Below are 24,811 nucleotides of genomic sequence, written 5' to 3' on the forward strand. Positions count from 1 at the left end.
TGCACTGGCGCGGCAAGCGCCAAACGGCAAGAAAACACAGGTACGCGCACGTACGGGTGTCCCCTTGCCGCCAGGGATCAGTGGCCGACGTAGACGGTCAGGGTCTGGCCTGGTTTCAGTGCATGGCCACTGCGCGGGTTCCAGCGCTTGAGGTGGGTCATCTCGACATTGAAGCGTTTGGCCACCAGATACAGCGAATCGCCCTTGCGCACCTTGTATTGAGTGGTGCGTTTTGCCGAACTGGCGACCCGGTTGGCGGCGCCACTGGAGGCGTTGCCGCCGCGCAGGGCTAGCACCTGGCCTGCGCGCAGGCTGCTGCCCGAAAGGCGGTTCCAGCGCTTGATGTCCGCAATGGAGACACGGTTGGCCTTGGCGATGGCCCCCAGGTTGTCACCACGCCTGACCTTGTAGCTGCGCGCGGCCACAGGCGCCTTGGCTTCGGCCACGGCGCGAGCGAAAGCTGCCTTGGGGGGCTGAAGGGTGACCAACTGCTCGGGGTTGAGGTTGGAGAGGCTGGCCGAGAGCAGCTGCGCCTTGGCCGTGGGTACCAGCAACTGCTTCGGGCCATCGACCGTCATGCGCTTTTTAAAGGCTGGGTTCAGCTGGATGAGTTCGTCTTCGTCGATGTCGGCGAAGGCAGCCACCCGCGTCAGGTCGAGCCGGTCGTTGATCGCGACGGCCTCGAAGTACGGTTCGTTGGCAATCGGCGTCAGGTTCACACCGTAGGCTTCAGGCGTGGAAACTACCTGTGACAAGGCCAGCAGTTTCGGCACATAGTCACGGGTTTCCTGAGGCAGCGGCAGGTTCCAGTAGTCGGTGGGCAAGCCCAGCTTCTCGTTGCGCTCCATTGCCCGGCTGACCGTGCCTTCCCCAGCGTTATAGGCCGCCAGCGCCAGCAACCAGTCGCCGTTGAACATGTCGTGTAGGCGGGTCAGGTAGTCGAGCGCGGCGTTGGTCGAAGCGGTGACATCGCGGCGCCCGTCATAGAAGTTGGTCTGGCGCAGGTTGAAGTGCCGGCCGGTGGCTGGCATGAATTGCCACATGCCGGCTGCACTGGCGCGTGAGTAGGCCATTGGGTTGTAGGCGCTCTCGATCGCCGGCAGCAGGGCCAACTCCAGTGGCATGCCGCGCTCTTCGAGGCGTTCGACGATGTAGTGCAGGTAGAGGCTGCCGCGCTCGCCAGCACTTTCGATGAACGTCGGGTTGCTGGCAAACCACAGGCGCTGCTGATCGATGCGCGGGTTGACGTCGCGGTACTCCTGGAGCACGAAGCCCTGGCGCATGCGTTCCCAGACATCCCGAGGCGCTTGCTCGACCGGCTTGACCAGCAACGGCGCGGGTCTTGGCTTGATTCGCGCTTGCTGGCTGTGCGCACGGACGCTATCGGCTTCGTCGAGCTGACGCGTGCTCTGGCAACCCACCAAGGTGGCGGCCAGCGCGAGCGCACTGACCTGGGCCAGGCGCGTCAGCGCGACGGAATGAGAGGTTCTGCGGCTTCGGGAAGACATCGGCGGGCACAGGTATCCGGGCAAAAAATTTCGGCGATTCTAGGAACCGCTCCGGACCGGGTCAACCTCTGACCGCCACTTGCGATATATCTTGGGGTTATCAGAAGCTATCTTTCCAAGACCTCAAGGCAGCAAAAACAGCGACATGCGAGGTGTTGGAATGTCCCTTCCATTCGTCTGCTTTTTGTTTAACAGATGTTTCAGCGGTGCGCAGGAAGGGGTTGGTCAGCCGTTCCAAGGCAATGGTGGTGGGCAATGTGATGCGCTCTTGCGCACGCAGCTGGGAAACCGCTTCGAAGCGCTTCAATACATCTTCATTGCCAGGTTCCACGGCCTTGGCGAAACGCAGGTTGCTCAAGGTGTATTCATGGGCGCAGTACACCTGGGTCTCGGCTGGCAGGGCTGCCAGGCGAGCTAGCGCCGGTTGCATCTGCTCGGCAGTGCCCTCGAACATGCGCCCGCACCCAGCTGCGAACAGGGTGTCGCCACTGAACAGCACAGGTGTAGCCGCGCCACCGTTGAAGAACGCGATATGCCCCAGCGTGTGGCCTGGCACGGCAAGCACGTCATACACCTCTCCCAGCACCGTGACCTGATCGCCATCGTCCAGTGCCACATCCCTGCACGGGATGCGCTCGTTGGCTGGGCCGTGCACTAGCGCGCCAGTCAACCCCTTGAGCCGCTCCACACCGCCCACATGGTCGTTGTGATGGTGAGTGATGAGCATGTCGGTCAGCTGCCACCCAGGGTGAGCGGCGAGCCACCGTTCCACTGGGCCAGCATCGCCAGGGTCGACCACCGCGCAATGGCGTTTGGCAGTATCCTGTAACAACCAGATGTAATTGTCCGAGAAAGCGGGCAACGCTTCGATCTGTATCATGGTGGGAATCCGATTCGCCTTGCTTGGCACATGAAGGCATCTTAGCCGCGATGGCGCGGTGGGAGAACCTTCCGAGGAATTGCACAATGACCGACCAAGCCTTCGCCCAGGCCGACCCGGACTGGGTCAAGCTGATCAGCCTGGCCCGTGAGTGGTTTCAGAGCCCGCTCGGCCAGTTGATGCTGCACGAAGAACAGAAGCTGCTGGAGGAAGAGCTGGGGCGCTTCTTCGGTGGCTACCTGGTGCACTACGGCCCCTGCGCCGATGCCCCGCCCAGTGCGCCGAAGGTCCAGCGCAACGTGCGCCTCGGCGCACCGCTGCCGGGGGTGGAGATCGTCTGCGAGGAACAGGCCTGGCCGTTGAGCGAGCACGCGGCCGATGTGGTGGTGTTGCAACATGGGCTGGATTTCAGCCTGTCGCCCCATGGGCTGCTGCGGGAGGCCGCCAGCGCCGTGCGCCCCGGCGGCCATCTGCTGGTCGTTGGGATCAACCCATGGAGCAGCTGGGGGGTGCGTCACCTGTTCAGCCGCGGCGCTTTGCGCAAGGCCCGCTGCATCTCGCCTTCGCGACTGGGTGACTGGCTCAATCTGCTGGGCTTTGCCTTGGAGAAACGCCGCTTCGGGTGCTATCGTCCGCCGCTTGCTTCGCCTGCCTGGCAGCAGCGCCTGCAAGGGTGGGAGCGTATGGCGGGCGGGTGGCAAAGCGCTGGCGGCGGTGTCTATGTGCTGGTGGCGCGCAAGATGGTCGTGGGCCTGCGGCCGCTGCGGCCCCAGCGTCGCGAGCCGATGGGCAAGTTACTGCCGTTGCCGTTGGCCAAGGTCAACCGCACCTCGGCGACCCCCGATCCTGATAAGCAGTAAATACGAGTGGTACATGAGCGATAGCGTCGAAATGTTTACCGATGGTGCCTGCAAGGGCAACCCTGGCCCCGGCGGCTGGGGCGTGCTGATGATTTTCAAGGGCGTTGAAAAAGAGTTGTGGGGCGGCGAACGTGAGACCACCAACAACCGCATGGAGTTGATGGCCGCCATCCAGGGGCTCATGGCGCTCAAGCGTGAGTGCGAGGTCGTGCTGACGACTGACTCGCAGTACGTGATGAAAGGCATCAACGAGTGGATGGTCAACTGGAAAAAGCGTGGCTGGAAGACCGCGGCCAAGGAGCCTGTGAAGAACGCCGACCTGTGGCAGTTGCTCGACGAACAGGTCAACCGCCACAAGGTGACCTGGAAGTGGGTGCGCGGCCACATCGGCCACCCCGGCAACGAGCGTGCGGACCAGCTGGCCAACCGTGGCGTGGACGAAGTGCGCGCCCGCGCATGAAGCCCTGAACCTGATCCCAGGTGCGAAGGGGGCACAGCGCTTGCCTTCGGCCTGCTGTTATACTGCGCACCTTTGTAAGCGATGCAAGTTGGAGTCCCCAGGTGGAGCAACAGCAAGACAAGCGGTTCGTTATCCTCGATACCGAAACCACGGGTATGCCGGTCAGCGAGGGGCACCGCATCATCGAGATCGGCTGCGTCGAGGTGGTCGGCAGGCGTCTGACAGGCCGGCACTTCCACGTCTACCTGCAGCCTGACCGCGAAAGTGACGAGGGCGCAATCAACGTCCACGGCATCACTGACGCCTTTCTGGTTGGCAAACCTCGCTTCAGCGACGTAGCCGAGGAGTTCTTCGCGTTCATCCAGGGCGCCACGCTGGTCATCCATAACGCAGCGTTCGACGTGGGGTTCATCAACAACGAGTTCGCGCTGCTGGGCCAGCAGGACCGTGCCGACCTATCCCAGCACTGCACCATTCTCGACACCTTGTTGCTGGCGCGGGCGCGTCATCCGGGGCAACGCAACAGCCTGGATGCCTTGTGCAAACGCTACGATATCGACAACTCGGGGCGCGAACTGCACGGCGCACTGCTCGACGCCGAGCTGCTGGCGGATGTCTACCTGGCAATGACCGGCGGCCAGACCAGCCTGTCGTTGGCAGGGCATGGCAGCGATTCGGACGAAAACGGGCAGGGCAGTGGTGGAGCTGATATTCGCCGCATCAGCGGACGTGCGCCGGGTCGGATCATTCTGGCCGCATCGGATGAGCTCGAAGCCCATGCCGAACGCCTTGCAGCAATTGCCAAGTCTGCCGGCGGTCCATCGCTCTGGCAGGCGCTGACTGAGCCGTCAGCTGACTAAATAATTACAGCCTGCTCAACCATGGGCGGCCAAGCGCTCCAGACATGATTGAGCAGTAACGAGCTAAGGCCGTCTTCGTGTCAGGGGATACGAATGATTTCGACACCGGTGCGGGCAAGCTCGAATCGATTTTCACCCAGGTAGTTGACGCGGTCGCCGATGGCCAGGCGGTAGGTAGTGATAGGTGCGCCGGTCGTGCTGCCGTCCAGTTGCAGGGTAGATTCCTGGAACTCGTGCACGGGATAGATACGGCCTTCGGCGTCGCGGGCATGGAATTGGCCGACCATTACTGCTGCCATTTGGGTGGAACCCTCTGAATTGCGTAGGAAATGTCTGTAGCAGTAGACCTTCCAAGGGCAAGGGAAGTTTTCGCGGCCAGGAAAAAAAACCAAAGCAGCGCAAAACGGTCATCTATAACTACATCGTCCCTGAAAACATGAAGTTGGAGATTGCCATGACCCAGGTCTATTCGGTTGCCGTCGTCGTCGGTAGCCTGCGCAAGGATTCCTATAACCGCAAGGTGGCCCGCGCGCTGTCTGAGCTGGCGCCGTCTAGCCTGGCACTGAAGATCGTCGAGATCGGCGACTTACCCATGTACAACGAAGACCTGGAAACCGATGCGCCACCAGCTGCCTGGACACGCTTTCGGGAGGACATCAAGGGCAGCGATGCGGTGCTCTTCGTCACGCCAGAGTACAACCGGACCATGCCAGGCTGCCTGAAAAATGCCATCGACGTGGGTTCAAGGCCTTACGGGCAAAGCGCGTGGGGCGGCAAACCGGCAGCCGTGGCGAGCGTGTCGCCAGGCGCGATCGGCGGCTTTGGTGCCAACCATTCGGTGCGTCAGTCTCTGGTGTTCCTGGACATGCCGTGCATGCAGATGCCGGAGGCCTACATTGGCGGCGCTGCCAGTTTGTTCGACGAGTCAGGCAAGCTCAACGACAAAACCCGGCCGTTTCTGCAGGGCTTCATCGACAAGTTTGCCTCTTGGGTGAAGCTCAATCGGTCCGTATGACGGTGGCCTAGGCGGCGCCACATTGCGCGGGCCAGCCGGCCGGCGCAATGTCTGTCAGCCAGAGAATGCTCGATTGTGGCAGTCAATGGAAGGTATAGGACACTCCGGCATAGACCGCAGCGCCTTCCCCCGGGGTCGAGCGGGCAATGTCGCGCCCTGCGTCATTGAAGCCTGGGGTAACGGTCGCCGCGTAACGTTTGTTGGTCAGGTTGCGTAGATCCAGCCAGGTCTGCCAGTCACGCCGCGGCGAGTCCCAACCGAGACGGGCACCGAGCGTAGCGTAATCGTCGGCGTGGTAGCTGTTGGCATAGTCCACTTGCACCTTGGACGCCATCTGCGTGTTGAGCCCGGCGTAGAAGCCATTGGGCCAGTCGAAGCGCAACTCGGCCTGGTAGTAATGCATGGGGATGCCCGGCAGGCGGTTGTGGCCGAATTTTTCGTCGTCGCGGTAATGGAAGTCACTGAAGGTATAGGCCTGGCGCAGGCTCAGCCGGCCCATGCCTGACTGTTCCCATAGGGTGCTGTCCAGCCCGGCCTCCACCCCTTGATGCACCGTGGCGCTGGCGTTGAATTCCGAGGTGAAGTTCGGCACCACCTCGACCGCGAGCAGTTCGTGGCGTACCTGGGAGTAGTACCAGGCAAGGTCCCATCGTCCGACCGCGGACTCGCCGCGCGCACCCACCTCCAGCGTGGTGGCGGTCTGGTTCTGCATTTTGATCGGTTGAATCTGCTTGCCGCCAACGCTTGGCGCACTCCAGATCAATGACCAAGGGTGCGGCGGTTCTACCGACCGGCTGAGGTTGCCGTATACCTGCAGGTCGGGGCGTATGTCGTAGCGCAGGCCCACCCGTGGCGCATAGTCCCAGTCGTGCATGGACACCTTGCCACCCTGGGCAGGGTAGGTCACGTCGCTCTCGCGGCGGGTATAGATCGCGGCCAGGCCTGTGGTCAGCCACACATTGGGTACCAGCTCCAGGTCGTTACCCACGTGCAACACGGTGTCTGAGCCTTGGTAGGTAAAGTCCCGGGTGCGGTCTGCAAATACATGGCCGTTACGAGCAAACTGCGACGCGCCGCTGTTGGGCAGGTGTTTGGTGGTGCGCCAGCCGATTGTGGACTTGCTTTCGCGCCCGAACAACGTATCGCGGCGCCTGTAGTCGAGTGTGCCGCTGACGTCGGTATAGGCGACTTTCAGGCGCATGGGCCCTTCGCGAAGGTCCATGGGGTAATCGTGGTACACCAGGCCAGCTTCAAGCTTGGCGTCATCATCGAGGTAGAAGGTTGTTTTGTTGCCTACCCAGGTGCTGCCCGGTTGCGGGCGACTGTCATCGCGAGCCAGGTAGCTTGGGTTGGCTGCCCGCGGGTGGTGCTTGATCTGGTCTTTGGTCAGGCGGCCGGCCAGTTCGTTTTCGGTTTCCCGGTAACGCAGGTAGAACCGCGTTTCCAGGTTCGGGTTGAAGCGGTAGCCGATGTTGGCGGCAGTCCCGCTGGCGCTGCCACTGCTGTGCCGCTGATAGCCGTTGTACTCGACGTCGGTAAGGGCCACGTAGTAATCCAGGTCACCGAGCACCTGGCCCGAGCTGATGTGCCGATGCTGATAGCCCCGGCTGCCCACTTCGTAACGTATCTGCAATGGCGCGGCATCGCGGCCCGTGTGGGTGACATAGTTGATCGCGCCGCCGAGAGCCAGGGCACCTTGATCAAAGCCATTGGCCCCCCGTAGCACTTCGGCGCGGCTCAACCATAACGGTTCGAACAGCTCGTAGGGCGTGCCACCTGGTCCAGTCAGGGGCAGGCCATCGAACAGGGTGTACACACCCGAGCCATGCGCACCCGGGGCCCGGTTGATGCCCGAGCCACGGATCGACAGCTTGATCCCATCGTTACCTGCCGACTGGGCGAACACCCCTGGCTGGTAGGCCAGAACGTCCTGGTTGCTGGCCACGCGGCCTTGTCCAATGCCGTGCATGTCCACCACGTTGCTGGCGCCCGGTATGGCCCGCAAGCGCTCACTGGCGGCGCTCAGGTCGTCCTGTTCCTCCTCGGTGATCAGCACCTGGCCCAGTTCGACCGGCACCGCTGCCAGCGCGGGCTGGGCGGCCATGAACACACCCAGCATACCCACGCAGGGGGTAAGGGACAAAACGCAACGCATTGTAGGGCTCCAGATAGATGGCGGACGAATATCAGCATTGAGACGAGCGAAATGGCGCTCGGAGCACGTCGAAAGTCGGCGAATCCATCGGGTTTTCAAGGCGCGCAAGTGTATGAAGTTTCCGTACAAAGCCCGCCGCTAGAGCAGGCGCGTACTTGCTTCGTAAGGTGAGTGCAGGCCGGCAGCATCGCCGGTCGTCACCTACCCGGAGTTCGAACATGGCTACCGATCCAAGAGGTCCACAACAATCCGTCTCAGCTAAACCCACAGGCGCGCCTACCGGCGACCCCACAATCGCCCCCGCGCGCCTGACGCCCCGCGAACAACAGGTACTGCTGTGGTGCGCCTACGGTAAGAGCTCGTGGGAAATCGGGCAGATACTGGGGTGTAAGGAGTCGACGGTGAATTTTCATGTATCCAACATCATGCGCAAATTCGATGTGCCTACCCGGGTAGGGGCAGTCATCAAGGCTATTCGTTATGGCCTTTTGGCCGAAGCGTGAGGTGATTTATGAACCATCAAGACACTGCTCGTGCTGGCGACTGCCATGACCCATTCTGGCCACGTATTGATCTGAACGGGCTGCGCAAGCGCCTGAAGTTGCAGCGAACCACGGGGGATGCGGCAATCGAGGTAGCTGCTCATTGCGCCGTGATCAAAGCCGCTCGCGAGTTTGCCAACTGGCGCGCCGCGTTGCGAAGCCTGGGCTACAGACGCCTGGATGATGTGTGCGGGCATGACCATGGGCGTGCGCTGCGCATTTGTTATCTGTGCTTCGTGGACGCGGCAATCATGCTCTACCTGGGCGTGCCCTACGTACGCTCACCACGCCGGGGTATGCGTCATGGCTGAACGACTTTACGCAGGGGGTGAATTCCACGCGGTCATGGAACTGCTGAGCGCCGAAGCCAGCGTGTTGTTTGCCGCCTTGCTTGGCGCGTTGCTGGTCAGTGCAGCTCGAGATCGGCTGATCACCGACACGGCCAAGCGGCTTACATTGAGCAAGAAAATACTGCTGGTGTTCGTAACGGTTGGGGTAGGGCATCTGTTCGAACCCTTGATTTCGTCCATCGCGCCTTTGCTGACCCCTGGTATGTCGGCCTTCGTCGCCGCTGTCGTGGTCATTCCCATCAGCTTGAAGGTCATGGTCTGGCTGGATTCGCTGGATCCGCGGGAGCTGATTCAGCGTTGGCGCCGTCGGGGTTAAGGGGTACCGCTACCAGCCCCCTTACTGAGTTCGGTCAGTCGCTGTTCCAACCGCTGTATCCGTTGCTTGTCCTTGATCAAGAGCAGGACGGCCTGCCGGTCAGTGGGGGACAGACTGCGCAATCGCTCCAGCAAATCCGACTCCCACTCAGCGTCGTCTTGAGGAATAAAGTCAGGGTGGCCCTTGCCCAACAGCAACCAGTCAAGAGAGCACGCATAGTGCATGGCTGTTTCTACGCAAAGTGAGTACGGGACACTGTTGCGGACTTTCCAGCTGCTCAACGTCTGCGGGCTGATCGACAACGCCCGCGAAAGCTCCGCATCGGTTTGGGTACCGGTCAGCTGCTTAAGACGGTCCATGACGGCAGCGAGCGCATGAGTACTCATAACAAATATCCATCACTGGTTTAATGATATTCCATGGGCTTAAACTACTCGTTACGAATACAGCCCTGTACTTTTAGGAGGATTCCCGCATGAGAAACTTGAAGATGAGCCACCCAGCCCCGAATTCAGCTAAAACTTACGTGGCTCTAGGATCATGCCTGCATCGCAGAAGCATGAACAATGCTAGCAGGTACTTCTCGTGAGTACTTATAAACTGGTTTGCCCGCATTGCCACAGCCGCATGCGCATACGTACCAGCGAAGGCCGCCATATTTTCCTGCGAATTGCCTATTTGCAATGCACCACCGAGGCGTGTGGTTGGTCAGTACGGGCTGAGTTCGAGATGACCCACGAGCTGTCCCCAAGCGGCATGCCCAACCCTGGCGTTTACCTACCACCCGCCAAGGGCGACGTGCGCAAGGCGGCATTACCGGACACAGCCGCTGAGCTGGCGCGGTGAGTGAGGCGCAACGATGTGGCCAAGGATGGCGTACGAGGTTAATGGCGCGGATACAAAAACACCCCGCACAAGCGGGGTGTTTTGCGTTGCCAGACCGATCAGCCGATCAGTTGCAGGCTTGCTTGCTGGACAAGGTCCAGCAAGGGCTGTGGATACACGCCGAGAATGAACGCAAGCACGGCGACGGCCAGCAGCATGACGCCACCGGTGCGCTGTTCCCATTTCAGCGGGGCATCATGACGGCGCAGGTTCGGCTCTACCAGGTACAGGGTCACCATGACGCGCAAGTAGTAGTACACGCCAATGGCGCTACCGATTACCAGAGCACCTACTAGCCACCACAGTTGCGACTCGACACCGGTGGCAATGATGTAGAACTTGCCGATGAAGCCAGCGGTGAGCGGGATGCCGGCCAGTGAGAGCATCATCACGGTCAGCACGGCAGTCAGGTAGGGGCGACGCCAGAACAGGCCGCGGTACTCGTAGAGCGCATCAGCGTCGCGGCCACCGTAAGGCGAGGACATCAGTGTGATGACGCCGAACGCCCCCAGGCTGGTGAGCACGTAGGTGACCAGATAGACGCCCATGGCCTCCAGCGCCAAGCCCTTGCTGGCGACCAGCGCGATCAGCAGGTAGCCGAAATGGGCGATGGACGAGTAACCCAGCAGGCGCTTGAGGTTGTTCTGAGTCAACGCCAACAGGTTGCCGACCAGGATCGAGGCCACGGCGATCACTGCAAGCACCGTGCTCAGCACACCGCTGCTGGCGGCAGGGGAGAGCATGAACAGGCGGATGACCACCGCGAAGACCGCTACTTTGCTGGCCGTGGCGAGGAACGCTGCGACCGGCGCCGGGGCACCTTCGTACACATCGGGCGTCCACAGGTGGAACGGTACCAGCGACAGCTTGAACGCCAGCCCGACCAGCATCATGCCCAGACCCAGTTGAGCCAGCAGGCTCGGCATGCTGGTGGCAGCCAGCGCCTTGCCCAGCTGGTCGAAGGTCAGGCTACCGGCGTCTGCGTACAGCAGCGCCATGCCGAACAGCAGGAAGGCCGAACCTGCTGCCGACAGCACCATGTACTTGATGCCGGCTTCAAGCGAGCGCTTGTTGAAGAAGGCGTAGGCCACCAGGCCATAGACCGGTACCGACAGCAACTCCAGGCCAATGAACAGGCCCGCCAGGTGGTTGGCGCTGACCAGCACCAGCCCGCCCAGTGCCGACATCAGCAGCAGCAGGTACAGCTCTTCGCGGTTGCCCGGGAAACCCTTGGCGCCTTCGCCCAGGTAGGCATGGGCGAGCGTCACGCACGCCAGGGTCGCGACCAGCATGATCGCCATGTACAGGCAGGCGAACTTGTCGATGGTGATCAGCGACGTAACCGCCAGGGGCGCGACCTTCAAAGCCGGCAGGATCGAGAGCAGGGCCAGGTTCAGCCCCACGGTGGACAGCAGGAATGTCTGCGAGTGATTGCGCTTCCAGGCGATCGCCAGCATCACCACCACCGTGGTGATGGTGGTGATCAGCATCGGCGCCAATGCGATGAAGTGTTGAGTGGTGAATTCCATAGCGCTCTTACCGGGCCGAAGCGAGTTGAGTGAAAGCGGAACCGAGCCACTGCTGCACACCACTCATGGTGGCGGCAGAGGTGTCGAGGAACGGCTGTGGATACACGCCCAGCAGCACCAGCAGTACCGCCAGGCCCAGCACCATGACCAGCTCGCGGGTGTCCATGCCGGCCAGTACGGTGTCCGATTTGCTCGGGCCGAAGTAGGCGCGGTGAATCATGATCAGCGAGTAGACCGAGCCGAACACCAGGCCAGTGGTGGCGATGACGGTGATCCACGGCACGTGTACGAAGCTGCCGATCAGGATCAGGAACTCACCCACGAAGTTGCCGGTACCTGGCAGCCCCAGGGAGGCGGCAGCGAAGAACAGGCTGATGGCAGGCAGGTAGGCGATGCGGTGCCACAGCCCGCCCATCTGGCGCATGTCACGGGTATGCAGACGCTCGTACAGCTGGCCGGACAGGATGAACAGCGCGGCAGCCGACAGGCCGTGAGCCAGCATCTGAATGACCGCACCTTGCAGTGCTTGCTGGCTACCGGAGTAGATGCCGATCAGCACGAAGCCCATGTGCGAGACGCTGGAGAAGGCGATCAGGCGCTTGATGTCGGTCTGGGCAAAGGCCAGGAAAGCGCCGTAGAAGATGCCGATCAGGCCCAGGGTCATGGCGATGGGCGCGAACTCTGCCGATGCATTGGGGAACAGCGGCAGGGCGAAGCGCAGCAGGCCATAGGCCGCGGTCTTGAGCAGGATACCGGCCAGGTCCACGGAGCCTGCAGTTGGCGCCTGGGCGTGGGCATCGGGCAACCAGGAGTGGAACGGTACCACCGGCAGCTTCACGGCAAAGGCAATGAAGAAGCCCAGCATCAGCAGGTACTCGGTACCGGCCGGCAGGTCGGCCTTGAGCAGGTCGCTGTAGTTGAAGGTGATCACACCGGTGTTGGTGTAGTTGACCAGGACCAGGCCCAGGATCGCCACCAGCATGATCAGGCCGCTGGCCTGGGTGAAGATGAAGAACTTGGTCGCCGCGTAGATGCGCGTCTTCTTGCCGTCCGCTGAGCTATGACCCCAGAGCGCGATGAGGAAGTACATCGGCACCAGCATCATTTCCCAGAAGAAGAAGAACAGGAACAGGTCCAGCGCCAGGAACACACCGACCACACCGCCCAGGATCCACATCAGGTTCAGGTGGAAGAAGCCGACATGGCGCTGGATCTCTTTCCAGGAGCACAGCACCGACAGCACGCCCAGCAGGCCAGTGAGCAGAATCATCAGCAGCGACAGGCCGTCGAGCGCCAGGTGGATGCTGATGCCGAAGCGCTGGATCCACTGGACTTTGTATTCCAGGGCCCATGCAGGCTCGGCGCCCGGGGCAGGGGCAAGGGTGTAGTCGCCGTTAGCCCACAGCCACAGGCCGATGCCGAGCAACAGGGACATGGTCAGCAGCGCGATCCAGCGCGGCAGGGTAGCGCCGAAGCGCTCGCCCAGCCAGCACAGGAAGCCGCCGATGAAGGGGATCAGGATCAGCCAAGGCAAAATCATGACGGGTTGGTTTCCTTTTGCAGGGTCGCAAGGTTCGCAAGGTTCATGGTCATACCGCGGCCACCACCACAGCGCCAAGTACCAGCACTGCGCCAATGGCGATGGAGGCGGTGTACCAGCGCAGCTGGCCCGTCTCGGTCTTGGTCATGGCCACATGGCCACCGCGAGCCAGGCGAGGGATCAGGCCGATACCGCGGTCAACCGGGTCTTTGCGCAGCAGGTGGCTGATCAGCAGGTAGGGCTTGACGAACAGCTTGTCGTAGATCCAGTCAAAGCCCCAGGCCGCGAACCACCAGGCCGACAGCACGCGGCCGATGCCACTGTTGGCCACCGCGCTGACGAAGCTGCGCTTGCCCAGGAACAGCAAGGCGGCAAGCAGGATACCGGCAATGGCGATGGCGCCCGAGGTGATCTCCAGGGCATGCTTGGCTTCACCGCCGGCATGGCCTGCGCTCTGTGGCAACACATCAGCCAGCGGCGGGGTGATCCATGCGCCGACGAAGGTCGACAGCACGATCAGCACGCCCAGTGGCAGCCAATGGCTGATGCCGTGGCCGGCATGAGCGTCGGTCTTGGCTTCGCCGTGGAAGGCGATGAAGATCAGGCGGAAGGTGTACAGCGAGGTCATGAAGGCGCCGACCAAGCCGGCGTAAAGCAGGCCGGAGTTGCCGCTGGCGAAGGCTTCCCACAGGATCTCGTCCTTGGAGTAGAAGCCCACGGTCACGATCGGCAAGGCCGCCAGGGCAGCGCCACCCACCACGAAGCTGGCGTAGGCCAGGGGCAGCTTCTTCCACAGGCCGCCCATCTTGAAGATGTTCTGCTCATGGTGGCAGGCCACGATGACGGCACCCGAGGCCAGGAACAGCAGCGCCTTGAAGAAGGCGTGGGTCATCAGGTGGAAGATCGCCGCATCCCAGGCGCCGACGCCCAGGGCCAGGAACATGTAGCCGATCTGGCTCATGGTCGAGTAGGCCAGGATACGCTTGATGTCGGTTTGCACCAGTGCAGCGAAGCCCGCCAGCACCAGGGTCACGCCACCCACCACGCCCACCAGGTGCAGGATGTCCGGCGCCAGCAGGAACAGGCCATTGGTACGGGCGATCAGGTAGACACCGGCCGTGACCATCGTCGCCGCGTGGATCAGCGCCGACACTGGGGTCGGGCCGGCCATGGCGTCTGCCAACCAGGTCTGCAGCGGTAGCTGCGCGGATTTGCCCACGGCGCCGCCCAGCAGCATCAGTGTTGCCAGCACCATCCAGGTATCACCGGCCTGGAATTTCTGCGGTGCCAGCACCAGCAGTTCCTGGACGTTCAGCGTGCCCAGTTGGGCGAACAGGATGAACAGGCCGATGGCCATGAACACGTCGCCAATCCGGGTGACGATGAAGGCCTTGAGCGCTGCGTTACCGTTGTTGCGGTTGCTGTAGTAGAAACCGATCAACAGGTAGGAACACAGGCCCACGCCTTCCCAACCGAAGTAGATGAACAGCAGGTTGTCGCCCAGGATCAGGAACAGCATGCTGGCGATGAACAGGTTGGTGTACGAGAAGAACCGCGAGTAGCCGGTCTCGCCACGCATGTACCAGGACGCGAACAAGTGGATCAGGAAGCCCACACCCGTCACTACGCCCAGCATGGTGACCGACAGGCCATCCAGGTACAGGGTGAAGTTCGGTGCAAAACCATCCACCGACATCCACTGCCACAGCAGCTGGCTGTACGCACCGCCTTCAGGCGGGGCGACGTTGAACTGCCAGATCACGTAGGCGGCCGTGGCCGCCGACAGGCCTACCGAACCGACGCCGATCAGGGCGGACAGGTTTTCCGAGAACCTCCCGCGCGAGAACGACAGCAGCACAAAGCCGATGAGGGGAAAGACGAAAGTCAGGAAGAGAAGGTTCATCCGCGCATCTCACTGGCAGCATCGATGTCGAGAGTGTGGAAGCGGCGATACAGCTGCAGCAGGATGGCCAGGCCAATGCTGGCCTCGGCTGCTGCCAGGCTGATCACCAGAATGAACATCACCTGGCCATCGGGTTGGACCCAACGGGCACCGGCGACGACGAACGCCAGGGCAGAAGCGTTCATCATGACTTCCAGGCTCATGAGCACGAAGAGGATGTTGCGGCGGACCATCAGGCCAACCAGACCTAAGCAGAACAGGATGCCGGCGACGGCCAGACCATGTTCGAGAGGGATAGCACCCATGATTTACTCCTTCGCCTCATTGCGGCCCAGGTGGAAGGCGGTGACAGCTGCCGCGAGCAGCAGCATCGACGCCAGTTCGACCACCAGCAGGTAAGGGCCGAACAGGCTCACACCCACTGCTTTCGGGCCCACGGTGGTACCGCTGATGGCAGCGCCGCTGGGTGCGACGAACAGCACGTACAGCAGCTCCACCAGCAACAGGGCGCCGAGGATCACCGGCCCTGCCCAGATACCGGGCTTGAGCCAGCCGCGCTCCTGGGCGACCGACGCCGGCCCCAGGTTGAGCATCATCACCACGAAGACGAACAGCACCATGATGGCGCCGGCATAGGCGATCACTTCCAGGGCGCCCGCGAACGGCGCGCCAAGGGAAAAGAAGATCATCGCCACGGAAATCAGCGAGATGATCAGGTAGAGCAGGGCGTGCACGGGGTTTGTGCCGGTCACCACCCGAAGGGTGGAGACCACGGCGATCCCGGATGCGAAGTAGAAAGCGAATTCCATCTTTCTGTCCTTATGGGAGCAAGCTCTTCACGTTGATCGGCTCGGCTTCGTTCTGCGCAGCGCCTTTCGGCTTGCCAGCGATCGCCATGCCCGCAACACGGTAGAAGTTGTAGTCAGGGTTCTTGCCGGGGCCGGAGATCAGCAGATCTTCTTTCTCGTACACCAGGTCCTGACGCTTGAACTCGGCCATTTCGAAATCCGGAGTCAGCTGGATTGCGGTGGTCGGGCACGCTTCTTCGCACAGGCCGCAGAAGATGCAGCGCGAGAAGTTGATGCGGAAGAACTCCGGGTACCAACGGCCGTCGTCGGTTTCTGCCTTCTGCAGCGAGATGCAGCCCACCGGGCAGGCTACCGCGCACAGGTTGCAGGCCACGCAGCGCTCTTCGCCGTCGGGGTCGCGCGTCAGGACGATGCGGCCACGGTAGCGTGGCGGCAGGTACACGGGTTCTTCGGGGTACTGCAGGGTGTCGCGCTTGCGGAACCCGTGGGAGAACACCATGGCCAGGCTGCGCAGCTGGGTGCCGGTGCCCTTAACGATGTCGCCGATATACTTGAACATGGGTCAAATCCTCACTGGGCCGCGACGGCTGGCGTGTTGTAAAGCACGATCGCAGCGGTCACCAGCAAATTGATCAGGGTCAGCGGCAGGCAGAACTTCCAGCTGAAGTCCATCACCTGGTCATAGCGTGGGCGCGGAATGGAGGCGCGCAGCAGGATGAACAGCATGATGAAGAACGCGGTCTTCAGGGCGAACCACAGGAACGACAGTTGCGGCAGGATGCCGAACGGGCCGTGCCAACCGCCGAAGAACAGGGTGACCAGCAGCGCCGAGATGAGGATGATGCCGATGTACTCACCGACGAAGAACATGCCCCACTTCATGCCGGCATACTCGATGTGGTAGCCGTCGGCCAGTTCCTGTTCCGCTTCCGGCTGGTCGAAGGGGTGACGGTGAGTCACGGCCACGCCAGCGATGAAGAAGGTGCAGAAGCCGAAGAACTGCGGAATGATGAACCACAGGTTCTGCGCCTGGTACTCGACGATGTCGCGCATGTTGAACGAGCCAACCTGCACCACCACGCCCATCAGCGCCAGGCCCAGGAACACTTCGTACGACACGGTCTGGGCCGAGGCCCGCAAGCTGCCGAGCAAGGCGTACTTGTTGTTCGAGGACCAGCCGGCGAACAGCACGGCATACACCGACAGACCGGCCATGGCGAAGAAGAACAGCAGGCCGATGTTCAAGTCGGCCACGCCCCAGGTCGGGGTGATCGGGATGACCACGAAGGCAATCAGCAGGGCGCTCATGGCCACGACCGGTGCCAGGGTGAAGATCACGCGGTCGACGAAGGGCGGGTTCCAGTCTTCCTTGAAGAACATCTTGAGCATGTCGGCAGCGATCTGGAACATGCCGAACGGGCCGACGCGGTTCGGACCGTAACGGTCCTGCCACCAGCCCAGCAGGCGCCGCTCGATGAAGCTGAGCAGCGCGCCGCAGACCACCACCGCCAACAGGACCACGATGGCCCGTAGCACGGTGAGGATCACGTCGATCACTTCGGGGGTGAACCAGCTCATTGTGCTGCCTCCTGCAGGCCTTCGACGGATGCCCCGAACACGGCTGGCGGGATGCCGGCCAGGCCCTTGGGCAGCGCGACCAGGCCAGCGCCCAGCGCTTCATTGATACGCAGCGGCAAGCGTAGCGCCACACCCGCGACGTTCAGGTCCAGCAGGGCGCCTTCGTTGACGCCCAGGCGATCGGCTTCGGACTTGGCCAGGGCCACGTAGGCAGCCGGAATGCGCTCTTGCACTGGCGCGGCACGCGAGGAGCTTTCTTCGCTGCCGAACAGGTGGAAGAACGGTACCGCTGTCCAGGTGCCGCGGGCCGGGTTGAAGGCGCCAGGCACCGTGGTGAACCAGGCCAGGCCATCACCTTGGGATTCGATCAGGCGCACGCCGGGGTCGCCGGCACGCAAGTGACCGCCCACCTCGTCCTGAAACTTGTTCCAGGCCTGGGGCGAGTTCCAGCCTGGCGACCAGGCGAACGGGACCTGCTGACGTGGCTCGGCCGAGCCCGAATACCCTTCCATGGAGAAGGCGAATGCCGTATCGCGGTCTTGCGGGGTACGCGGCTCGTGCACGCTGATGTTGGCGCGCATGGCGGTGCGACCGGAGTAGCGCAGCGGCTCGCGGGCAAGCTTCAGGCCCTTGATGCGGAAGGCGGCGCTTGGTGCGGCGTCGACGATGCCAGCCAGTTGCGGGGCCGCCTGGGCGCAGGCGTGGGTCACGTGGTCCAGTTGGGTCCAGTCCACGGGCTTGGCCAGCAAGGTTGCACGCAGGGCGTGCATCCAGCGCCAGCCTTCGTGGACCTGGATGCTGCTGTCCAGGTACTGCGGGTCGAACACCTGGAAGAAGCGCTGGGCACGGCCTTCCTGGCTGACCAGGGTGCCGTCGCCTTCGGCGAAGGAAGCGGCCGGCAGTACCAGGTGAGCGCGCTCGACCGTCGGGGTTCTGGAGTGATCGGCAACGATGACCACCTTGGCCGCTGCCAGGGCAGCGTCCACTTTGGCCGCAGGCACACGGGCGTAGAGGTCGTTTTCCAGCACCACGATGGCGTCGGCCTTGCCGTCGATGACCGCGTCCAGCGCAGCGTCGACCGATTCGCCGCCCAGCATGGCCAGGCCAAGGCTGTTGGCTTCAGGCACCACCAGGCTCAGCGAGCCTTGTTTTTCGCGCAGCTTCAAGGCTTTGGCGATGTTGGCGGCGGCCTCGATCAGCGAGGCATCGGCCAGCGAGGTGCCGGCAATGACCAGCGGGCGCTTGGCGGCGATCAGGGCATCGGCGATGCGCTGGGCCAGGGCCTTGGCCTCGTCGTCCAGGCCGGCGACGGCGGGTGCACTTGGGTCGATGGCATGGGCCACGGCAAAACCAAGGCGGGCCAGGTCCGCCGGGGCTGCATGCACGCACTCCTCGGCCACGTCGTCGAGCTTGGTCTCGGCCAAGCTGGCGATGAACAGGGGGTACAGCGCATGCTGACCGATGTTCTTGACGGCGGCGTCGAGCCACGGCTGAACCTTCATCGCCTCGGCCATGGCCTCGGCCTTACCCTTGGTGGCCTGGCGCACGGCCAGGGCGACACGGGCAGCGGTCTGGGTCAGGTCTTCACCAAGCACGAATACCGCGTCGTGGTCTTCGATGTCGCGCAGGGTCGGAACGGGCAGGGGGCTGTTGTTCAGCACCTCCAGCGCCAGGCGCACGCGCGCCAGTTCACCGGCTTCCATCCCACAGTGGAAGTACTCGGCACCGACCAGTTCGCGCAGGCCATAGTTGCTTTCCAGGCTGGCGCGTGGCGAACCGATACCGACGATGGTGCGACCGCGCAGCAGGTCGGCGGCTTTGTCCAGGGCGGCGTCCAGGCCCAGCTTGGTACCGTCGGCCAGTTGCGCCTGGCGTGGACGATCCGTGCGGTTGACGTAGCCATAGCCGAAGCGGCCCCGGTCGCACAAGAAGTACTGGTTCACCGAGCCGTTGAAACGGTTCTCGATGCGGCGCAGTTCACCGTAACGCTCGCCTGGGCTGATGTTGCAGCCACTGGAGCAACCGTGGCAGATGCTCGGGGCAAACTGCATGTCCCACTTGCGGTTGTAGCGTTCGGAGTGGGTCTTGTCGGTGAACACGCCGGTTGGGCAGACTTCGGTCAGGTTGCCCGAGAACTCGCTTTCCAGCACGCCGTCTTCGACGCGGCCGAAATAGACGTTGTCATGGGCGCCATAGACACCCAGGTCGGTGCCACCGGCATAGTCCTTGTAGTAACGCACGCAGCGGTAGCAGGCGATGCAGCGGTTCATCTCATGGGCGATGAACGGGCCAAGGTCCTGGTTCTGGTGGGTGCGCTTGGTGAAGCGATAGCGGCGCTCGTTGTGGCCGGTCATCACCGTCATGTCTTGCAGGTGGCAGTGACCGCCTTCCTCGCACACGGGGCAGTCGTGCGGGTGGTTGGTCATCAGCCATTCGACGACGCTGGCGCGAAACGCCTTGGACTCGTCATCGTCGATGGAGATCCAGGTGCCGTCGGATGCAGGCGTCATGCAGGACATGACGATACGCCCACGGGTGTCGTTCTCGTCGGTGTACTGCTTGACCGCACACTGGCGGCAGGCACCGACGCTGCCAAGCGCCGGGTGCCAGCAGAAATAAGGGATGTCGAGGCCAAGTGACAGACAGGCCTGTAACAGGTTGTCTGCACCGTTGACTTCGAGCGCTTTGCCGTCTACGTGGATAGTGGCCATTGTTCAAAGTTCTTCGTTGGCCCGCGTGAGCAGGCGTGGCTAATGGAAATCGGTAAGCCTGCGACACGCCGCGATCGGGTCGGGCCTGTCGGCAAGCTGGCGGGTGGCACGGACCACCCGCTGGAACATCTTGTTATGCGCCGACTACGGTCGGCCCTGCCTGAAGCGGTCTTGCCAGGTCAGGGCGCAACGCCTCGCCAGCGACGACCGGCGCGACACCGGCCTCGAACTCCGAGCGGAAGTACTTGATGGCACTGCCAAGCGGCTCCACCGCACCCGGTGCGTGGGCGCAGAAGGTACGGCCTGGGCCAAGGAAGTTGACCAGTCCCAGCAGGGTCTCGATGTCTTCGGCACGGCCCTGGCGGTTTTCCAGGGCGCGCAGCATCTTCACGCTCCATGGCAGGCCATCACGGCAGGGTGTGCACCAGCCGCACGACTCACGGGCGAAGAACTCCTCCATGTTGCGCAGCAGCGAGACCATGCTGACGCTGTCGTCCACCGCCATGGCAAGGCCTGTGCCCATGCGGGTACCGACCTTGGCGATACCGCCTGCGTACATCTGCGCGTCCAGGTGCTCGGGCAGCAGGAAACCGGTGCCGGCGCCGCCCGGCTGCCAGCATTTGAGGCGGAAGCCGTCGCGCATGCCGCCAGCGTAGTCCTCGAACAGTTCGCGTGCGGTCACGCCAAACGGCAGTTCCCACAGGCCTGGGTTCTTGACCTTGCCGGAGAAGCCCATCAGCTTGGTGCCATGGTCTTCACTGCCCTCGCGGGCCAGCGACTTGTACCAGTCGTTGCCGTTGGCGACGATGGCCGGCACGTTGCACAGGGTCTCGACGTTGTTCACGCAGGTCGGCTTGCCCCATACGCCCACGGCGGCAGGGAAGGGCGGCTTGGAACGCGGGTTGGCGCGGCGACCTTCGAGCGAGTTGATCAGCGCGGTTTCTTCGCCGCAGATGTAGCGGCCTGCACCGGTGTGCACGAACAGCTCGAAATCGAAACCGCTGCCCAGGACGTTCTTGCCCAGCAGGCCAGCGGCCTTGGCTTCATCGATGGCGCGGTTGAGGTTTTTCGCCGCGGTGGTGTATTCGCCGCGCAGGAAGATGTAGCCGCGGTAGGCCTTCAGCGCGCGGGCGCTGATCAGCATGCCTTCGATCAGCAGATGGGGCTGTTGCTCCATCAGCATGCGGTCCTTCCAGGTGTTGGGCTCCATTTCATCGGCGTTACACAGCAGGTAACGGATGTTCATGGACTCATCCTTGGGCATCAGGCCCCACTTCACCCCGGTGGGGAAGCCAGCGCCACCACGGCCCTTGAGGCCGGAGTCCTTGACGCTTTGCACGATCTCGTCAGCCGACATCTGCGCCAGCGCCTTGCGGGCAGCGGCGTAGCCGTTCTTCGATTCGTACTCGGCCAGCCAGACCGGCTCGCCGTCTTCACGCAGGCGCCAGGTCAGCGGATGGGTTTCAGCCGAGCGCGCGATGCGGTTGGCCGGGCCGAAGGAAGTGATGGTCATGCGTAACCCTCCAGCAGCTTGGAGACGCCAGCAGGCTGCACGTCGCCAAAGGTGTCGTCGTCGATCATCAGCGCCGGGGCCTTGTCGCAGTTCCCAAGGCAGCAGACCGGCAGCAGGGTGAAGCGGCCATCGGCAGTGGTTTGACCCAGACCGATGCCCAGCTCGCTCTGGATCTGGCTGACCACCGACTCGTGGCCGCCGATGTAGCACACCATGCTGTCGCACACGCGGATGATGTGGCGGCCCACCGGCTGGCGGAAGATCTGGCTGTAGAAGGTGGCGACGCCTTCGACGTCGCTGGCCGGGATACCCAGCACCTCGCCGATGGCATGAATGGCGCCATCCGGCACCCAGCCACGGGCTTTCTGCACGATCTTCAGGGCTTCGATGGACGCCGCACGCGGGTCCTCGTAGTGATGCATTTCATGCTCGATGGCCGAGCGCTCGGTTTCGCTCAGGGCGAAACGGTCTGTCTGGATAAGCGTGCTGTTCATGCTTAGCGGTCCACGTCAGCCATAACAAAGTCGATACTGCCCAGGTACGCAATGAGGTCGGCAACCATGCTGCCTTTGATCACCGAAGGGATCTGCTGCAGGTGCGGGTAGCTCGGGGTGCGGATCCGGGTGCGGTAGCTCATGGTGCCGCCGTCGCTCGTCAGGTAGTAACTGTTGATGCCCTTGGTCGCCTCGATCATCTGGAACGACTCGTTGGCCGGCATGACCGGGCCCCACGACACTTGCAGGAAGTGAGTGATCAAGGTCTCGATGTGCTGCAGGGTGCGCTCTTTGGGCGGCGGCGTGGTCAGCGGGTGGTCCGCCTTGTACGGGCCTTCCGGCATGTTGCGCAGGCACTGGTCGATGATGCGGATACTCTGACGCATCTCCTCGACACGGACCATGCAGCGATCGTAGGCATCGCCGTTGTGGGCCAGCGGCACTTCGAACTCGAAGTTCTCGTAGCCGGAGTAGGGGCGTGCCTTGCGCAGGTCGAAGTCGCAACCGGTGGAGCGCAGGCCGGCACCCGTAGTGCCCCAGGCCAGCGCCTCTTGCGTGTTGTAGGCGGCCACGCCAATGGTACGGCCCTTGAGAATGCTGTTCTGCAGGGCGGCCTTGGTGTATTCGTCCAGGCGCTTGGGCAGCCACTCGACGAAATCCTTGACCAGCTTGTCCCAGCCACGCGGCAGGTCGTGGGCGACGCCACCGATACGGTACCAGGCCGGGTGCAGCCGGAAACCGGTGATCGCTTCGATCACCGTGTACGCGCGCTGGCGGTCGGTGAAGGTGAAGAACACCGGGGTCATGGCGCCCACGTCCTGGATGTAGGTGCCCAGGAACAGCAGGTGGCTGGTGATACGGAAGAATTCGGCGAGCATGATGCGAATCACGTCGACCTTCTGCGGCACCTGGATGCCGGCCAGCTTTTCTACCGCCAGGACGTACGGCAGGTTGTTCATCACACCGCCGAGGTAGTCGATACGGTCGGTGTAGGGAATGAAGCTGTGCCAGGACTGACGTTCGGCCATCTTCTCGGCACCACGGTGGTGGTAGCCGATGTCCGGTACGCAGTCGACGATTTCTTCACCATCGAGCTGCAGGACGATACGGAAGGCACCGTGGGCAGACGGGTGGTTGGGGCCAAGGTTGAGGAACATGTAGTCCTCGTTGGCGCCCTGACGCTTCATGCCCCAGGCTTCTGGGTTGAAGCGCGCCGACTCTTCCTCAAGCTGCTGCTTGGCCAGGGTCAGGCTGTAGGGGTCGAACTCGGTGGCGCGGGCCGGGTAGTCCTTGCGCAGTGGGTGACCTTCCCAGGTCGGCGGCATCATGATGCGGCTCAGGTGCGGGTGGCCGGCGAAATCGATGCCGAACATGTCCCACACTTCACGCTCGTACCAGTTGGCGTTGGGCCAGATGCTGGTCACCGACGGCAGGTTCAGGTCGCCTTCGCTGAGCGAGACCTTGATCATCACATCGCTGTTACGCTCGATCGACAGCAGGTGGTAGAACACGCTGAAGTCGGCGGCAGGCAGGCCACGGCGCTGGGTGCGCAGGCGTTCGTCGACCCCGTGCAGGTCGTACAGCATGCTGTAGGGCTTGGCCACGCCACGCAGGAAGCTCAGCACTTCCTTGAGTTGGGCGCGCTTGACCCACAGCACGGGCATACCGGTGCGGGTTTCCTGGGCGACGAATGCTTCGGCGCCAAAACGGTTGTGCAATTCGACGACCACATCTTGGTCGTTTGCCTTGTAGGGCGGAATGTAAATAGCGTTGTCCGCTGTCATGGTCTCGGTCGCTTTGGGTCAACGTTAAGAATGAAGCCAGGCCGCCGGCACCCTCGGGCACCGGCGGCAGGTCGCTGGATCAGACTTCGTCGGGGCTGCGCAGGTTGGTGACGGCAATGCGCTGTTCACGACGCAGCTCTTTCTGGGCAGGCATCTCGGCACGGTAAATGCCTTGATCACCCACGACCCAGGAAAGCGGACGTCGCTCTTGGCCGATCGACTCCTGCAGCAGCATCAAGCCTTGCAAGAAAGCCTCAGGGCGTGGCGGACAGCCGGGCACGTAGACGTCCACGGGGAGGAACTTGTCGACCCCCTGAACGACCGAGTAGATGTCGTACATGCCGCCGGAGTTGGCGCACGAACCCATGGAAATGACCCATTTGGGCTCGAGCATCTGCTCATAGAGGCGCTGGATGATCGGCGCCATCTTGATGAAGCAGGTACCGGCAATGACCATGAAGTCGGCCTGGCGCGGCGAGGCCCGGATGACTTCGGCGCCGAAGCGGGCGATGTCGTGGGGCGCCGTGAAGGCCGTGGTCATTTCCACGTAGCAGCAGGACAGGCCGAAGTTGTACGGCCACAGGGAGTTCTTGCGGCCCCAGTTGACGGCGCCACGCAGCACATCTTCGAGCTTGCCCATGAAGATGTTCTTGTGGACCTGGTCTTCGAGCAGTTGATCGGTGACGGTTTCCCGTTCACCAACCGGATATTGCTCGTTGGGTGCGTCCGGATCGATTCTGGTGAGATTGTATTGCATGCCAAAGCCTCATTGTTTCAGCTTCGCTTGCCGCTTGCGGCGACCTTCGGGTGCCCAGTCAAGGGCCCCGACGCGCCATAGGTAGACAAGACCTGCCAACAGAATTGCTATGAAAACGAGTGCTTCGACGAACCCGGTCCAGCCGCTTTCGCGGACGGACACAGACCATGCAAAGAGAAAGAGGGCTTCGATATCGAAGATCACGAAGAGCATCGCGACCAGATAGAATTTTGCCGACAGGCGCAGGCGCGCGCTGCCGGTGGGCAGCATGCCGGATTCGAAGGGTTCGTTCTTGGCGCGGCCCCAGGCCTTGCTGCCGAGCAGGCTGGACAGGCCGAGCATGAAGGCGCACAGGCCGACGA

At 62.6% G+C, this 24,811-nt stretch carries 26 protein-coding genes; 8 read left to right on the forward strand and 18 right to left on the reverse strand.

The annotated features are described in order from the left end of the window. Positions 1-77 precede the first annotated feature (77 nt). Positions 78-1,508, reverse strand: a complete 1,431-nt coding sequence (locus tag ACK59L_RS15160; protein WP_409274506.1) for a transglycosylase SLT domain-containing protein — start codon at positions 1,506-1,508, stop codon at positions 78-80. Positions 1,509-1,608: 100 nt separating this feature from the next. Further along, positions 1,609-2,388 carry a hydroxyacylglutathione hydrolase gene (gene gloB, locus ACK59L_RS15165; RefSeq protein WP_409274508.1) on the reverse strand — a complete coding sequence of 260 codons (780 nt, stop codon included), beginning with the start codon at positions 2,386-2,388 and terminating at the stop codon, positions 1,609-1,611. Between the two features lie 86 nt (positions 2,389-2,474). On the opposite strand from gloB, the gene ACK59L_RS15170 reads away from it, so the two are divergent. From ACK59L_RS15170 to dnaQ, 3 genes are all read left to right on the forward strand, one after another. Continuing rightward, the gene (locus tag ACK59L_RS15170; RefSeq protein ID WP_409274510.1) at positions 2,475-3,248 is read left to right on the forward strand and encodes a class I SAM-dependent methyltransferase; all 774 of its coding nucleotides are present in this window, start codon (positions 2,475-2,477) and stop codon (positions 3,246-3,248) included. A gap of 13 nt (positions 3,249-3,261) precedes the next feature. After that, on the forward strand, positions 3,262-3,708 hold the full coding sequence (gene rnhA, locus ACK59L_RS15175) for a ribonuclease HI (protein ID WP_023534768.1): 447 nt from the start codon (positions 3,262-3,264) through the stop codon (positions 3,706-3,708). Positions 3,709-3,863: 155 nt separating this feature from the next. Further along, a complete protein-coding gene (dnaQ, locus tag ACK59L_RS15180) occupies positions 3,864-4,568 on the forward strand; it encodes a DNA polymerase III subunit epsilon (protein ID WP_409274524.1) in 705 nt (234 codons plus the stop codon). A gap of 80 nt (positions 4,569-4,648) precedes the next feature. Here dnaQ and ACK59L_RS15185 read toward each other — a convergent pair whose 3' ends face one another. Further along, positions 4,649-4,867, reverse strand: coding sequence for a hypothetical protein (locus ACK59L_RS15185; protein WP_023534782.1), 219 nt, complete (start codon positions 4,865-4,867; stop codon positions 4,649-4,651). 155 nt (positions 4,868-5,022) lie between these two features. Here ACK59L_RS15185 and ACK59L_RS15190 point away from each other — a divergent pair, with 155 nt between their 5' ends. Further along, the gene (locus ACK59L_RS15190) at positions 5,023-5,583 is read left to right on the forward strand and encodes an NADPH-dependent FMN reductase (protein WP_058639798.1); all 561 of its coding nucleotides are present in this window, start codon (positions 5,023-5,025) and stop codon (positions 5,581-5,583) included. A gap of 82 nt (positions 5,584-5,665) precedes the next feature. On the opposite strand, the gene ACK59L_RS15195 is transcribed toward ACK59L_RS15190, so the two are convergent. After that, complete coding sequence (locus tag ACK59L_RS15195) at positions 5,666-7,738, reverse strand: TonB-dependent receptor family protein (RefSeq protein WP_409274513.1); 2,073 nt, start codon at positions 7,736-7,738, stop codon at positions 5,666-5,668. Between the two features lie 218 nt (positions 7,739-7,956). Between ACK59L_RS15195 and ACK59L_RS15200 the strand changes: the two genes are divergently transcribed. From ACK59L_RS15200 to ACK59L_RS15210, 3 genes are read left to right on the forward strand one after another with little or no spacing between them, the layout of a single operon-like run. Next, positions 7,957-8,241, forward strand: a complete 285-nt coding sequence (locus ACK59L_RS15200) for a helix-turn-helix domain-containing protein (protein WP_230380112.1) — start codon at positions 7,957-7,959, stop codon at positions 8,239-8,241. A gap of 8 nt (positions 8,242-8,249) precedes the next feature. Continuing rightward, positions 8,250-8,591: a head completion/stabilization protein gene (locus ACK59L_RS15205; RefSeq protein ID WP_144966703.1), complete on the forward strand. Its 342-nt coding sequence runs from the start codon at positions 8,250-8,252 to the stop codon at positions 8,589-8,591. 34 nt (positions 8,592-8,625) lie between these two features. Continuing rightward, positions 8,626-8,946 carry a hypothetical protein gene (locus ACK59L_RS15210; protein ID WP_228385183.1) on the forward strand — a complete coding sequence of 107 codons (321 nt, stop codon included), beginning with the start codon at positions 8,626-8,628 and terminating at the stop codon, positions 8,944-8,946. Here ACK59L_RS15210 and ACK59L_RS15215 read toward each other — a convergent pair. Continuing rightward, positions 8,943-9,332, reverse strand: a complete 390-nt coding sequence (locus ACK59L_RS15215) for a helix-turn-helix domain-containing protein (protein WP_196136376.1) — start codon at positions 9,330-9,332, stop codon at positions 8,943-8,945. The genes ACK59L_RS15210 and ACK59L_RS15215 overlap by 4 nt on opposite strands. A gap of 199 nt (positions 9,333-9,531) precedes the next feature. Between ACK59L_RS15215 and ACK59L_RS15220 the strand changes: the two genes are divergently transcribed. Continuing rightward, the gene (locus ACK59L_RS15220) at positions 9,532-9,792 is read left to right on the forward strand and encodes an ogr/Delta-like zinc finger family protein (protein WP_144966709.1); all 261 of its coding nucleotides are present in this window, start codon (positions 9,532-9,534) and stop codon (positions 9,790-9,792) included. A gap of 98 nt (positions 9,793-9,890) precedes the next feature. Here ACK59L_RS15220 and nuoN read toward each other — a convergent pair whose 3' ends face one another. The 13 genes from nuoN to ACK59L_RS15285 form a co-directional block, all read right to left on the reverse strand. Beyond that, on the reverse strand, positions 9,891-11,360 hold the full coding sequence (gene nuoN / locus ACK59L_RS15225; RefSeq protein WP_058605086.1) for an NADH-quinone oxidoreductase subunit NuoN: 1,470 nt from the start codon (positions 11,358-11,360) through the stop codon (positions 9,891-9,893). Between the two features lie 7 nt (positions 11,361-11,367). Further along, positions 11,368-12,900, reverse strand: coding sequence for an NADH-quinone oxidoreductase subunit M (nuoM, locus tag ACK59L_RS15230; RefSeq protein WP_023534786.1), 1,533 nt, complete (start codon positions 12,898-12,900; stop codon positions 11,368-11,370). A gap of 49 nt (positions 12,901-12,949) precedes the next feature. After that, complete coding sequence (gene nuoL / locus ACK59L_RS15235) at positions 12,950-14,803, reverse strand: NADH-quinone oxidoreductase subunit L (protein WP_196136375.1); 1,854 nt, start codon at positions 14,801-14,803, stop codon at positions 12,950-12,952. Next, positions 14,800-15,108 carry an NADH-quinone oxidoreductase subunit NuoK gene (gene nuoK, locus ACK59L_RS15240; protein WP_003251446.1) on the reverse strand — a complete coding sequence of 103 codons (309 nt, stop codon included), beginning with the start codon at positions 15,106-15,108 and terminating at the stop codon, positions 14,800-14,802. Before nuoK ends, nuoL begins: the two co-directional genes overlap by 4 nt. A 3-nt stretch (positions 15,109-15,111) precedes the next feature. Further along, on the reverse strand, positions 15,112-15,612 hold the full coding sequence (nuoJ, locus tag ACK59L_RS15245; protein WP_023534783.1) for an NADH-quinone oxidoreductase subunit J: 501 nt from the start codon (positions 15,610-15,612) through the stop codon (positions 15,112-15,114). 10 nt (positions 15,613-15,622) lie between these two features. Further along, on the reverse strand, positions 15,623-16,171 hold the full coding sequence (gene nuoI / locus ACK59L_RS15250) for an NADH-quinone oxidoreductase subunit NuoI (protein ID WP_023534793.1): 549 nt from the start codon (positions 16,169-16,171) through the stop codon (positions 15,623-15,625). Between the two features lie 11 nt (positions 16,172-16,182). Next, on the reverse strand, positions 16,183-17,190 hold the full coding sequence (gene nuoH, locus ACK59L_RS15255) for an NADH-quinone oxidoreductase subunit NuoH (RefSeq protein WP_027916254.1): 1,008 nt from the start codon (positions 17,188-17,190) through the stop codon (positions 16,183-16,185). Then, entirely contained in the window at positions 17,187-19,901 is a 2,715-nt protein-coding gene (nuoG, locus tag ACK59L_RS15260; protein WP_409274518.1) for an NADH-quinone oxidoreductase subunit NuoG, read from the reverse strand. The genes nuoH and nuoG overlap by 4 nt, the downstream gene beginning before the upstream one ends. Before the next feature lie 133 nt (positions 19,902-20,034). Beyond that, positions 20,035-21,414, reverse strand: a complete 1,380-nt coding sequence (nuoF, locus tag ACK59L_RS15265; protein ID WP_023534745.1) for an NADH-quinone oxidoreductase subunit NuoF — start codon at positions 21,412-21,414, stop codon at positions 20,035-20,037. After that, positions 21,411-21,908 (reverse strand): NADH-quinone oxidoreductase subunit NuoE, encoded by a 498-nt coding sequence (gene nuoE, locus ACK59L_RS15270; RefSeq protein WP_027916252.1) that lies wholly within the window; start codon positions 21,906-21,908, stop codon positions 21,411-21,413. The genes nuoF and nuoE overlap by 4 nt, the downstream gene beginning before the upstream one ends. 2 nt (positions 21,909-21,910) lie before the next feature. Next, positions 21,911-23,692, reverse strand: coding sequence for an NADH-quinone oxidoreductase subunit C/D (gene nuoC, locus ACK59L_RS15275; RefSeq protein ID WP_023534867.1), 1,782 nt, complete (start codon positions 23,690-23,692; stop codon positions 21,911-21,913). 79 nt (positions 23,693-23,771) lie between these two features. Next, on the reverse strand, positions 23,772-24,449 hold the full coding sequence (locus ACK59L_RS15280; protein ID WP_023534774.1) for an NADH-quinone oxidoreductase subunit B family protein: 678 nt from the start codon (positions 24,447-24,449) through the stop codon (positions 23,772-23,774). Between the two features lie 9 nt (positions 24,450-24,458). Continuing rightward, positions 24,459-24,811, reverse strand: a 353-nt coding sequence (locus tag ACK59L_RS15285) for an NADH-quinone oxidoreductase subunit A (protein WP_409274522.1), incomplete at its 5' end; no start/stop codon positions are given.

The sequence above is a fragment of the Pseudomonas sp. KCJK9111 genome, from assembly GCF_046231935.1.
GTDB lineage: Bacteria > Pseudomonadota > Gammaproteobacteria > Pseudomonadales > Pseudomonadaceae > Aquipseudomonas > Aquipseudomonas parafulva_B.